This window comes from Pseudomonas sp. HY13-MNA-CIBAN-0226 (genome assembly GCF_040310305.1).
In the GTDB taxonomy this organism is placed as follows: Bacteria; Pseudomonadota; Gammaproteobacteria; order Pseudomonadales; family Pseudomonadaceae; genus Aquipseudomonas; species Aquipseudomonas gregormendelii.
In genome coordinates this window covers 18,173-30,978 of the sequence record NZ_JBEOPS010000015.1, presented here as the reverse complement: position 1 = coordinate 30,978, position 12,806 = coordinate 18,173, and the positions used below count along the sequence as shown (strand labels likewise).

The 12,806-nt window shown below is 60.9% G+C and carries 9 protein-coding genes; 6 read left to right on the top strand and 3 right to left on the bottom strand.

All coding sequences use genetic code 11. The features are described from left to right. The first annotated feature begins 189 nt into the window (after positions 1-189). Positions 190-2,625 carry a penicillin-binding protein 1A gene (locus tag AAEZ05_RS17390; protein ID WP_414704659.1) on the top strand — a complete coding sequence of 812 codons (2,436 nt, stop codon included), beginning with the start codon at positions 190-192 and terminating at the stop codon, positions 2,623-2,625. A 198-nt stretch (positions 2,626-2,823) separates the two neighbouring features. Here AAEZ05_RS17390 and AAEZ05_RS17385 read toward each other — a convergent pair whose 3' ends face one another. The 3 genes from AAEZ05_RS17385 to rpmE form a co-directional block, all read right to left on the bottom strand. Then, entirely contained in the window at positions 2,824-4,092 is a 1,269-nt protein-coding gene (locus tag AAEZ05_RS17385; RefSeq protein WP_045061943.1) for a malic enzyme-like NAD(P)-binding protein, read from the bottom strand. A gap of 182 nt (positions 4,093-4,274) precedes the next feature. Beyond that, positions 4,275-5,063, bottom strand: a complete 789-nt coding sequence (locus AAEZ05_RS17380; RefSeq protein WP_350648310.1) for a thermonuclease family protein — start codon at positions 5,061-5,063, stop codon at positions 4,275-4,277. 26 nt (positions 5,064-5,089) lie between these two features. After that, entirely contained in the window at positions 5,090-5,320 is a 231-nt protein-coding gene (gene rpmE / locus AAEZ05_RS17375; protein ID WP_045061944.1) for a 50S ribosomal protein L31, read from the bottom strand. Between the two features lie 289 nt (positions 5,321-5,609). Between rpmE and AAEZ05_RS17370 the strand changes: the two genes are divergently transcribed. From AAEZ05_RS17370 to hslU, 5 genes are all read left to right on the top strand, one after another. Continuing rightward, positions 5,610-7,829 (top strand): primosomal protein N', encoded by a 2,220-nt coding sequence (locus AAEZ05_RS17370; RefSeq protein ID WP_205893440.1) that lies wholly within the window; start codon positions 5,610-5,612, stop codon positions 7,827-7,829. A 223-nt stretch (positions 7,830-8,052) separates the two neighbouring features. Beyond that, positions 8,053-9,789 (top strand): arginine--tRNA ligase, encoded by a 1,737-nt coding sequence (gene argS / locus AAEZ05_RS17365; RefSeq protein ID WP_045061947.1) that lies wholly within the window; start codon positions 8,053-8,055, stop codon positions 9,787-9,789. Position 9,790: 1 nt separating this feature from the next. After that, complete coding sequence (locus tag AAEZ05_RS17360; RefSeq protein WP_350648245.1) at positions 9,791-10,498, top strand: SPOR domain-containing protein; 708 nt, start codon at positions 9,791-9,793, stop codon at positions 10,496-10,498. 267 nt (positions 10,499-10,765) lie between these two features. Next, the gene (gene hslV / locus AAEZ05_RS17355) at positions 10,766-11,296 is read left to right on the top strand and encodes an ATP-dependent protease subunit HslV (RefSeq protein ID WP_007948954.1); all 531 of its coding nucleotides are present in this window, start codon (positions 10,766-10,768) and stop codon (positions 11,294-11,296) included. Between the two features lie 55 nt (positions 11,297-11,351). After that, positions 11,352-12,692, top strand: coding sequence for an ATP-dependent protease ATPase subunit HslU (gene hslU, locus AAEZ05_RS17350; RefSeq protein ID WP_205893441.1), 1,341 nt, complete (start codon positions 11,352-11,354; stop codon positions 12,690-12,692). Positions 12,693-12,806: the final 114 nt, after the last annotated feature.

The window sequence follows — 12,806 nt, the reverse complement described above, 5'->3', positions numbered from 1 at the left end:
CGGACTCTATAATGTCCATTGCGTTCAACCCGCCCGTCTTGACAGCAGCGCAAATGACGCCCTGCGACGGAAAAATGCTTATAATGCCCAGCGATTTTTTACCAGTTTTTACTTCAAGCTCGGGACATTACTCTTTTCACCAGTCCCTGGTGCCAAATTCATTCTTTTCCTGGATATCCAAACGCCTTGATTCGTCTGCTGAAATTTTTCGGTTGGTCCGTCGTCGCCGTTTTCTGCGGACTGCTCCTGAGTCTGAGTGGCGCCTATCTTTACCTTAGCCCCGGATTGCCGTCTGTGGAGGCACTGAGAAGCATTCAGTTGCAGATTCCGCTACGGGTATACAGCAGTGACGACAAGTTGATTGCAGAATTTGGCGAAATGCGCCGGACTCCGATCCGTTTTGCAGACATTCCGCCGAATTTCATTAACGCATTACTGAGTGCTGAAGACGATAATTTCGCCAACCACTATGGCGTCGATCCGAGCAGCCTGATGCGTGCCGCCACCCAACTGGTGAAAAGCGGCCATATCCAGTCCGGCGGCAGCACCATCACCATGCAGGTGGCAAAGAACTTCTTCCTGACCAGCGAGCGCAGCTTCTCACGCAAGACCACCGAAATTCTCCTGGCCCTGCAAATTGAACGCCAGCTGACCAAGGACGAGATCCTCGAGCTGTACGTTAACAAAATCTACCTGGGTAACCGCGCCTACGGCATTGAAGCCGCTGCGCAGGTGTACTACGGCAAGTCGATCCGTGACGTCAGCCTGGCGCAGATGGCGATGATTGCGGGCCTGCCCAAGGCCCCTTCGCGCTTCAATCCGCTGGCCAACCCGGCGCGCAGCAAAGAGCGGCGTGACTGGATCCTGGGGCGCATGTACAAGCTGGGCAAGATCACCGAAGCCGACTACACCGCCGCGATCAACGAGCCGCTCAACGCCAGTTATCACGTCCCGACACCGGAAGTGAACGCCCCCTATATTGCCGAGATGGCCCGCGCCGAAATGGTCGGCCGCTATGGCAGCGACGCTTATACCGAAGGGTTCCGCGTGACCACCACGGTGCCAAGCAACCTGCAGGAAATGGCCAACACGGCGCTTCACGAAGGCCTGATCACCTACGATCAGCGCCACGGTTATCGCGGCCCTGAATCGCGCCTGCCGGGCAAAACCCGCGAAGCCTGGGCAACCGAACTGACCAAGCAACGCACCATCAGCAGCCTTGAACCGGCCATCGTCATACAGGTCGACAAGAACGGCCTGCAGGTGCTGACCCGCACCGGCGAGGAGCACGTCAGCTGGGACACGATGAAATGGGCACGACCGTTCCTCAACACCAACAGCATGGGCGCCAATCCGAAGCAGCCAGCTGATGTAGCCCAGGTCGGCGACCTGGTGCGCGTGCAGCGCCAGCCTGACAACTCGCTGAAGTTCAGCCAGATTCCCCAGGCCCAGGGCGCACTGGTGTCCCTCGACCCGCAAAACGGCGCCATTCGCTCGCTGGTAGGTGGTTTTGCTTTCGAACAGAGCAATTACAACCGCGCCATGCAGGCCAAGCGTCAGCCGGGCTCGAGCTTCAAGCCGTTCGTCTACAGCGCCGCGCTGGATAATGGCTACACCGCCGCCAGCCTGGTGAACGATGCACCGATCGTGTTCGTTGACGAATACCTGGACAAGGTCTGGCGCCCGAAGAACGACACCAACACGTTCCTCGGCCCGATTCGCCTGCGTGAAGGCCTGTACAAGTCGCGCAACCTGGTGTCGATCCGCCTGGTGCAGGCATTGGGTATCGACCGCACCATCGACTACATCAGCAAGTTCGGCTTCAAGAAAGAAGACTTGCCGCGCAACCTGTCCCTGGCCCTGGGCACCGCGACCCTGACGCCAATGGAAATTGCCACCGGCTGGAGCACCTTTGCCAACGGCGGCTACAAAGTGAGCCCGTACCTGATCGAAAAGGTCGAGAGCCGTAACGGCGACCTGCTGTTCGCTGCCAACCCGCCAAGCGTGCCCAAGGGCGAAGTCGTCAGCGATGGCATCGCGGCACCAGCGGCCAGCGCTTTCACGGTCAATGCAACGCCTGCGGACGCCTCAAGTACCCAACCTGCGCAGTCGCCTGCAGTGGCTGAACGCATCGTCGATGGCCGCACCACCTATATCCTCAACAGCATGCTCGAAGACGTGATCAAGCGCGGCACCGGTCGCCGCGCACTGGCTTTGGGCCGCAGTGACATTGCAGGCAAAACCGGTACCACCAACGAATCCAAGGACGCCTGGTTCTCCGGCTACAACGCCGACTACGTGACCACCGTCTGGACCGGCTTCGACCAGCCTGAGAGCCTGGGTCGCAAGGAATTCGGCGGCACCGTAGCACTGCCGATCTGGATGAACTACATGGCCGCCGCGTTGAAGGACAAGCCGCCGCACACTCAACCTGAACCGGAAGGCATCCTGAGCCTGCGGGTTGATCCGGTCAGCGGCCGCGCAGCCTCCCCCGGCACGCCTGGCGCCTACTTCGAGCTCTTCAAGGCCGAAGACACGCCACCGACTGGCAGCGAGCTGGGAAGCGGCTCTGCGCCAGGCAGCCCGCTGCCTGCGGATGAAGGTGCGCCGATCGATTTGTTCTGATCAGGTAGCGCAAACCAAAAGCCCCGCCTTCGAGAGAAGCGCGGGGCTTTTTTACAGCCAGGATCAAGAGATCGCAGCCTTCGGCAGCGCCTACAGGGGAACGTGATCTCCTGCAGGCACTGCCGAAGGCTGCGATCTTTAGAATGTCCGGGCAATAAAAAACCCGGCCACTGACCGGGTTTTCCTGAGCGCTACGGCTTAGCCGTTGAACACATCATCCACGCTTTTCAGCGGGTAGTTCTTCGGATACGGCAGGGTCGCTACGCCGGTCTCGATCGCGGCCTTGGCCACGGCATCGGAGATGACGGTGATCAGGCGAGCATCCATTGGTTTCGGGATGATGTACTCACGACCGAATTCCAGCTTGATGCCGCCATAGGCGTCACACACTTCCTGAGGCACCGGCAATTTGGCCAGTTCACGCAGGGCATTGGCCGCCGCCACTTTCATTTCTTCGTTGATGCGCTTGGCGCGAACGTCCAGGGCACCGCGGAAGATGAACGGGAAGCCCAGTACGTTGTTGACCTGGTTCGGGTAGTCCGAACGGCCGGTGGCCATGATCACGTCGTCACGGGTAGCGTGCGCCAGTTCCGGGGAGATTTCCGGATCAGGGTTCGAGCACGCGAACACGATCGGGTTGGCCGCCATGGACTTCAGGCCTTCAGCGCTCAACAGGTTCGGACCAGACAGACCCACGAACACATCAGCACCGGCCAGGGCGTCAGCCAAGGTGCGTTTTTCGGTAGCGTGGGCAAACACGGCCTTGTACTGGTTCAGGTCGTCACGGCCGGAGTGGATTACACCGGTACGGTCAACCATATAGATGTTTTCGATGTTGGCGCCCATGCTCACAAGCAATTTCATGCAGGAGATGGCGGCCGCACCGGCGCCCAGGCAGACGATCTTGGCTTCTGCCAGGGTCTTGCCGGCGATTTCCAGTGCGTTGATCATGCCGGCCGCGGTAACGATCGCGGTGCCGTGCTGGTCATCGTGGAATACTGGAATGTCGCACTGTTCGATCAGCGCGCGCTCGATCTCAAAGCATTCAGGTGCCTTGATGTCTTCCAGGTTAATGCCACCGAAAGTGATGGAGATGCGCTTGACGGTGTCGATGAAGGCTTGCGGGCTTTCGGAGTCGACTTCGATGTCGAAAACGTCGATGCCGGCGAAGCGCTTGAACAGTACACCCTTGCCTTCCATCACTGGCTTGGAAGCCAATGGGCCGAGGTTACCCAGGCCCAGAATCGCGGTGCCATCGGAAATCACTGCAACCAGGTTGCCCTTGCCGGTGTATTTGTAGGCCAGTTCAGGATCGCGGGCGATTTCGCGCACTGGTTCGGCTACGCCGGGGCTGTAGGCCAGCGACAGGTCGCGGGCGGTAGCGGTGGCCTTGGTGAGCTCGACACTCAGCTTACCTGGACGAGGATGGGCGTGATATTCGAGAGCGGCAGTTTTCAGATCAGACATGGGGGCATTCCGCTTTTTACTGTTGGACAGACTGGTCAGCGAGGATACGCGCCTCGTAAAGTCCCCACAAGACTGACCAGTCACCCCTGTCAAGCGCTGCGGCTTACGACTTTGGGCCAAGAGCCACGGAACACAAGGGATAGACTGTTCACAATCGACTGAAAAAATGTCTACAATTTTTTTCAGGGCGACGTCTTAAGCATCACCGGATCGGTCAATGGCAATAACCAGCGCGCCTGTCCGTTTTTCAATCCGCCACGTCGCGACCTGTCAACCACCCAACCTCGAGCCTCGACCTGCCTGCCCTGCAGTTGCTCCAGCGTCGACATGTCGAAGCGCTTCAGCAGATTGGGCGCAACCCGCAGCACAACTGAATCCTGCAACTCGATCCAGATTCCGCCGCCGTTGCGCTGAACCTTGCTCACAACGCCACCCACAACGGCAAACCCGGAACCTCTGATTTGCCCTGCTTCAATCACAGGGGACTGGCGCCATAACCCGAGTCTGGCCTGGCGAGCACTTTGCTCGGCGGCTTGCTGGCAGGCCGCCAGCTCGACATTAGGCGCCACCGCCACCTGAAAACCCAGGCCCTCGGCAAGCATTTGCGCTTCAAGATTGGCACCCTCGGCACCGTAGACATGGGCCAGGGTTCGGCCGTAGCGGTCTTTACGCTCTTTTCCGGGAAGCAGACCGACCCGCCCGGCGCTCGCCGCTACCAGGGCCTCCAGACGCTTGCGCGCCGCGACAGCGAAGGGCTCGTCAGCGCGGCCTTTCTTGCCAAGCTCTGGAGTGTTCAAGCCGATCATCCGCACATTGCGGCCATCGGTCAGCCGCAACGTGTCGCCGTCGACTACTCGCTGCACCTGGGCCGGTGCCAGGCTGCCGGGTGCAGGGCAGAAGGCCTGGGCGCCGGAAAGCCAAATCGCGGACACAAAAAAGGCGCCCGCGAGGGACGCCTTTTTCAACAGCAAGGAAAGGCCCAAAGGGCGTTTCAACCTTACTCTGCAGCAGCAGGAGCTTTCTTGCCGAAAGCGCCGAAACGGTCTGCGAAGCGCTGTACACGGCCGCCAGTATCCAGAGTCTTCTGCTTACCGGTGTAGAACGGGTGGCACTCGTTGCATACGTCAGTGCCCAGTGGCTTGCACAGGTTCGAACGAGTTTCGAACTTGTTACCGCAGCTGCAAGTTACCAGGATGGTTTCGTATGCTGGATGGATATCGGCTTTCATGGTGTATTCCTCAGGCTAGCGTGCCGCCACTCAACACTATTGTTGAATACCGCACGTAATTAGGCCGCGGATTCTACCAGACAATCCCGATCACGCAAGCTGTCCCTTCTACCGACCGTCTGCTAGGCTCGCGACTTAAAGCACCCTCCCTGCAGGAGCGGGCTTGCTCGCGAAAGCGCTGTATCCGTTAGCACCATGGCGTCCGAGTCAACGCTTTCGCGAGCAAGCCCGCCCACACAGGTTTCATGCCCAGCCTGCATTTATTGCTCGCCCACAGAGACTCCCCCGCGTGCCCGACGCCATTTTGCGCCTAGCCCTGCCTTCGCCCCTGCGCCGCCTGTTCGATTACCGTGCTCCCGCCGGGGTCTTGCGTGCCCAGTTGCAACCGGGCATGCGCCTGCGGGTGCCGTTTGGCCGCCGGGAGATGATCGGGATCCTGGTAGAAGTCACCGACACCAGCGAAGTGCCTATCGACAAGCTCAAGCCGGCCCTGGCCCTGCTCGACGTCACCGCGCCTTTGCCGCCGGCACTGTTCAAGCTGTGCCTGTGGACCTCCCAGTACTACCAGCATAGCCTCGGCGACACCTTGAGCTGGGCGCTGCCCGTGCTGCTGCGCCAGGGTGAGCTGGCCGAAGCGCGCCAGGAGCGCTTCTGGTCGGCCGCACCCGGGGCCAGCCTCGATGACCCGCGTATCGCTCGCGCCCCGCGACAGCGCGAGGCCCTGGCTACCCTGGCCCAGCATCCCCACGGCGTGGCCCACCAGCTGCTGAGCAAGTTGATGCTGAGCAAGGACAGCCTGGATCTGCTGCTGGCCAAGGACCTGGTGCAGGTGGAAATCCGCAAGCATGCCCCGGGCGCCCGTCACGAACACTGGCTGGCCCAGCCGGAGCTGCCGCTCAACCCCGAGCAACGTGCGGCCTATGAAGCCATTCGCGCCGGCTTCGACAGTTATCACGCGTTCCTGCTGGCGGGCGTTACAGGCAGCGGCAAAACCGAAGTCTATCTGCAACTCATCCGCGAAACCCTTGAAGCCGGCAAGCAGGCATTGGTGCTGATCCCGGAAATCAACCTGGGACCGCAAACCCTCGCGCGCTTCGAGCAACGTTTCAATGCACGCATCGCGCTGATTCACTCGGGGATCAACGACCGCGAACGCCTCGAAGCCTGGCTCGCCGCCCGGGATGGCGATGCCGACATTATTATCGGCACCCGCTCGGCACTGTTCACTCCGATGAAAAACCCCGGGCTGATCATCATCGACGAAGAGCACGACGGCTCCTATAAACAGCAGGAAGGTCTGCGTTATCACGCTCGCGACCTGGCGCTGGTGCGCGCCCGCCAGGAAAACATCCCGATCGTCCTCGGTTCGGCCACGCCTTCGCTGGAGAGCCTGCACAATGCCTACACCGGCCGTTACGGGCTGCTGCGCCTGAACGAGCGCGCCGGTGGCGCCAAGCAACCGCGCTTCCTGCGCCTGGACGTAAAGAGCCGTCCGCTGGACAGTGGTATTTCCGGCCCCATGCAGCAGGCAATCGGCCAGACCCTGGCTGCCGGGCAACAGGTATTGGTATTTCTCAACCGTCGGGGTTTTGCCCCGACTCTGCTGTGCCACGACTGCGGCTGGATGTCTGAATGCCAACGCTGTGATGCGCGAATGACCGTGCACCAACGCTCCGGCGAACTGCGCTGCCACCATTGCGGCTATGTCGAACGCGTGCCTCGGCATTGCCCGAAATGCGCCAAAGTGGATTTGCGCCCGGTAGGGGCTGGCACCGAGCGCGCCGAAGAGCGACTGGCGATTCTGTTTCCAGAGGTGCCGGTGCTGCGTGTAGACCGCGACAGCACCTCGCGCAAGGACGCCATGAACCAGTTGTTCGCGACCATCCAGAAAGGCCAGCCGTGCATTCTGGTGGGCACGCAGATGCTTGCCAAAGGTCATCACTTTCCCAGGGTGACCCTGGTGTCGATCCTGGATGCCGACGGCGGCCTGTTTTCCGGCGACTTCCGCGCCAGCGAACGCATGGCCCAGCTGATAGTGCAGGTCGCCGGGCGCGCCGGGCGTGCCGAGGAACCTGGCAGAGTGATCATCCAGACTCACCTGGCCGATCATCCGCTGCTGGTGCAACTGACCGAGCAGGGTTATTTCGCTTTTGCCGAGCAAGCATTGAGCGAGCGGCGTTCGGCGGGCTTGCCACCCTTTGCCCACCTGGCGCTGTTGCGCGCAGAGGCACACAAACCGGGGCAGGCCGAAGGCTTTCTTGACGAAGCATGCAGCGAGGCCGAGCGTTTGCTGGCTGAGCAGAATTTGACCGGCATTGAGCTGCTCGGGCCGGTGCCCGCACCCATGGAGCGGCGCGCGGGCCGGTATCGCGCTCAGCTATTGTTGCAGGCGACAGCCCGCGCGCCGCTGCATCGGCTGCTGAGCAGCTGGTTGTTGGCGCTGGAGCAGATGCCGAGTGGGCGAGCGGTGCGCTGGTCGCTGGATGTCGATCCCGTCGATTTGTATTGAAGGTCAAAAGATCGTCCGAACGCGGCCCGAGCCTTCGGCAGCTCCTACCCCGGTCGCGCTTCTCTGTAGGAGCTGCCGAAGGCTGCGATCTTTGCCGCTTTTGTCACCGCATATCCATAACCTGCCCGCTATAGTTGGCAAGCCCGTCTCCGCCACGGATAATGCCCAGTTTTTCCACCCGCGCATCCAGGCGCTGCCGCGCTTGCGGTCGAAAGAGAGCATCATGAAAGACACCATTCGCCAGCTGATCCAACAAGCCATCACCCAACTCGTCAACGAAGGTGTGTTGCCTGAAGGCCTGTCGCCGGCGATCCAGGTGGAAAACTCCCGCGACAAGAAGAACGGCGACTTCGCCAGCAACATCGCCATGATGCTGGCCAAACCGGCAGGCATGAAGCCCCGCGACCTGGCGGAAAAAATCATCGCCGCGCTGCCATCCGATGAAAACATCACCAAGACCGAAATCGCCGGCCCGGGCTTCCTGAACTTCTTCCAGAACACCCAGGCCCTGGCCTCGCGGCTTGACGCGGCCTTGGCAGACGCAAACATCGGTGTGCGCAAGGCAGGCCCGACCCAACGCACCGTGGTCGACCTGTCCGCGCCCAACCTCGCCAAGGAAATGCACGTCGGCCATTTGCGCTCGACCATCATTGGCGACGGCGTGGCTCGCGTCCTGGAGTTCCTCGGCGACGACGTGATCCGTCAGAACCACGTTGGCGACTGGGGCACCCAGTTCGGCATGTTGATGGCTTATCTGCAGGAAAACCCGATTACCAGCGACGAACTGTCGGACCTGGAAAACTTCTACCGCGCCGCCAAGGGCCGTTTCGACGAATCCGAAGAGTTCGCCGACCGTGCCCGCGGCCTGGTGGTCAAGCTGCAAGCCGGCGACCCGGAATGCCTGGCGTTGTGGACCAAGTTCAAAGACATCTCCTTGTCCCACTGCCAGAAAATCTACGAGTTGCTGAACGTCAAGCTGACCATGGCCGACGTGATGGGCGAAAGCGCCTACAACGACGACCTGATCAACGTGGTCAACGACCTCAAGGCTGCCGGCATGCTGGTGGAGAGCAACGGCGCCCAGTGCGTGTTCCTCGACGAATTCAAAAACGCCGACGGCGACCCGCTGCCGGTGATCATCGTCAAGGCCGATGGCGGCTACCTGTACGCCACCACCGACCTGGCGGCCGTGCGCTATCGCAGCGGCAAGCTCAAGGCTGATCGCGCCCTGTACTTCGTCGACCAGCGCCAGGCCCTGCACTTCCAGCAAGTGTTCGCCGTGGCCCGCAAGGCCGGCTTCGTGACCCATCCGATGGAAATGGAACACATGGGCTTCGGCACCATGAACGGCGCTGACGGCCGTCCATTCAAGACCCGCGATGGCGGCACCGTGAAACTGATCGACCTGCTGACCGAGGCCCAGGAACGCGCCTACACCCTGGTCAAGGACAAGAACCCGGAGCTGGCCGAAACCGAGCTGCGCAACATCGCCAAGGTGGTGGGCATCGGCGCGGTAAAATACGCCGACCTGTCCAAGCACCGCACCAGCGACTACAGCTTCAACTTCGACCTGATGCTGAATTTCGAAGGCAACACCGCGCCGTACCTGCTGTACGCGTACACCCGCGTGGCTGGCGTGTTCCGCAAGCTGGGCAAGGATTTCAGCGAAGTCGAAGGCCAGATCACCCTGGAAGCCGTCCATGAGCACGAACTGGCGGCCAAGCTGGCGCAGTTCGGTGAAGTCCTCAATAACGTTTGCGACAAAGGCACGCCGCACATTCTGTGCACCTACCTGTACGATGTCGCGGGCCTGTTCTCCAGCTTCTACGAGAACTGCCCGATTCTCAGCGCCGAAACCCCGGCGCAAATGCAGAGCCGCCTGCGCCTCGCCGCGCTGACCGGTCGCACTCTCAAGCAAGGCCTGGAACTCTTGGGTCTGGAAACTCTGGAGCGTATGTAAGTTGGCTGCCAAGAAAAAACCTGCACCCAAGCGTGGCGCCAGCCGTTACCAGGCACCTGCCAAGCAACCGATCCCGGGATGGCTGTGGATGGCCATCGGCCTGACGGTCGGTGCGTTCATTGTATTCCTGATGAAACTGGAGCCTGGCAAAGGCAGCGAGAGCGTCAAGCGCGAGAAGATTGAGCAACAGAAAGCCACCCGGATCGCCGAGGCCAACAAGACCCCCCCGAGCCCGACGCAACCGGTGAAGCCAAAGTACGACTTCTACACGTTGCTGCCGGAATCGGAAGTCATAGTGCCTGCTGATGCCGTGCCGGAAAAAACCTTGCCGACACCCCAGGTGCCCGCGACTCCGACCACTCCGGTGACGCCGGAGCAAGCCGCCAAGATCGACACTGCGCGGGCGCAGGCAGCACTGGCCGGGATTACCCCGCCACCAGCGCCGCCGGTAAGCAAGGCCGCACCGGTGACCAAGTTCTTCCTGCAGGCCGGTTCGTTCCGCAAGGAGGCTGACGCAGACAAGGTTCGGGCGCAGATCATCCTGCTGGGCCAGGCCGTGGCGGTTGAGTCCGGCACCGTGAAGGACGAGACCTGGTACCGGGTGCTGGTCGGGCCGTTCAGCAATCGCGAACAACTGACCACCGCGCAGAAACAACTGGCGGGCAGCGGCTTCAGCAACCTGTTGTTACAACAACGCCAAAGCCGCTGAGTTCGTCAGCCACACTGCGTTATCGTTTATCGCGGGCAAGCCTTGCTCCCAACCTGTGGTGGCAAGGTTACCCACACTGCCGAGCTCGCGCAGGAACGCACAAACCTGTGGGAGCAAGGCTTGCCCGCAGTGACATTTGTACCGTCATCACCACACGCGAATCGTCCACCGCTCGTCCTCTCTCCCTCCCCGCAGTTGAAAAACCCGTCACCACCCCCATATGAGTTTCCATAAGGCATTTTCGCCCCGCTGCGTGGAGACTCTCCCTTGACCACCATCGTTTCAGTTCGCCGCCACGGCAAAGTCGTCATGGGCGGCGACGGCCAGGTTTCTCTCGGCAATACCGTGATGAAAGGCAACGCGAAGAAAGTTCGTCGCCTGTACCACGGCCAGGTTATCGCCGGTTTTGCCGGGGCTACGGCTGACGCCTTCACCCTTTTCGAGCGATTTGAAGGTCAGCTTGAGAAACATCAGGGTCACCTGGTTCGCGCTGCTGTCGAACTCGCCAAAGAATGGCGTACCGACCGTACTCTGAGTCGTCTCGAAGCCATGCTGGCAGTGGCCAACAAAGATGCTTCGCTGATCATCACCGGCAACGGCGACGTGGTCGAGCCTGAAGAAGGCCTGATCGCCATGGGTTCCGGTGGCGGTTACGCCCAGGCCGCCGCAAGCGCGCTGCTGAAGAAGACCGACCTGTCTGCCCGGGAAATCGTCGAAACCGCACTCGGCATCGCTGGCGACATCTGCGTATTCACCAACCACACCCAGACCATTGAGGAGCAGGACTGCGCCGAATAAGCCTGTTTCGGCCTTTGTGCCACGGCTCATTCTTGCTTGAGGTCCGCCAATTATTATGTCCATGACTCCCCGTGAAATCGTCCACGAACTCAATCGCCATATCATCGGCCAGGACGATGCCAAACGCGCCGTCGCCATCGCCCTGCGTAATCGCTGGCGCCGGATGCAGCTGCCCGAAGAGCTGCGCGTTGAAGTAACCCCCAAGAACATTTTGATGATCGGCCCGACCGGTGTCGGCAAGACCGAAATCGCCCGTCGCCTGGCCAAGCTCGCCAACGCGCCGTTCATCAAGGTTGAAGCGACCAAGTTCACCGAAGTCGGTTATGTCGGTCGCGATGTCGAATCGATCATTCGTGACCTGGCTGACGCCGCGATGAAACTGCTGCGCGAACAGGAAATGACCAAGGTTCGCCACCGCGCCGAAGACGCCGCCGAAGAGCGCATTCTTGACGCCCTGCTGCCACCGGCACGCGCGGGCTTCAACAGTGACGAAGCGGCTCCGCCTGCCGACTCCAATACCCGCCAGCTGTTCCGCAAGCGCCTGCGTGAAGGCCAGCTGGATGACAAGGAGATTGAAATCGAAGTCGCCGAAACGGCCGGCGTCGATATCTCCGCGCCGCCGGGCATGGAAGAGATGACCAACCAGCTGCAGAGCCTGTTTGCCAACATGGGCAAGGGCAAGAAAAAAGCGCGCAAGCTCAAGGTCAAGGAAGCGCTGAAACTGGTGCGCGACGAAGAGGCCGGGCGCCTGGTCAACGACGAAGAGCTCAAGGCCAAGGCCCTGGAAGCGGTTGAGCAGCACGGTATCGTGTTCATCGACGAAATCGACAAGGTCGCCAAACGCGGCAACTCCGGCGGCGTCGATGTCTCTCGCGAAGGCGTGCAGCGCGACTTGCTGCCGCTGATCGAAGGCTGCACCGTCAATACCAAGCTGGGCATGGTCAAGACCGATCACATCCTGTTCATCGCCTCGGGTGCGTTCCACCTGAGCAAGCCGAGCGACCTGGTGCCGGAACTGCAAGGTCGCCTGCCGATCCGCGTTGAGCTCAAGGCACTGACGCCAGAAGACTTCGAGCGCATCCTCAGCGAGCCACATGCGTCCCTGACCGAGCAATATTGCGCACTGTTGAAAACCGAAGGCCTGGGTATCGAGTTCCAGCCGGACGGGATCAAGCGCATCGCCGAGATCGCCTGGCAGGTGAATGAAAAGACCGAGAACATCGGGGCCCGTCGCTTGCACACGCTACTGGAGCGCCTGCTTGAAGAAGTGTCGTTCAGTGCCGGCGACCTCGCCAGCGCCCACGACGACAAGGTGATCATGATTGACGCCGAATACGTCAACAGCCACCTGGGCGAATTGGCGCAGAACGAAGACCTGTCCCGTTATATCCTGTAGGTCACCTGCCGCCCCGTAGGAGCTGCCGCAGGCTGCGATCTTTTGATCTTGATTTTGGTAGAGTCAAAAATCAAAAGATCGCAGCCTGCGGCAGCTCCTACAGGGTGCGTCACC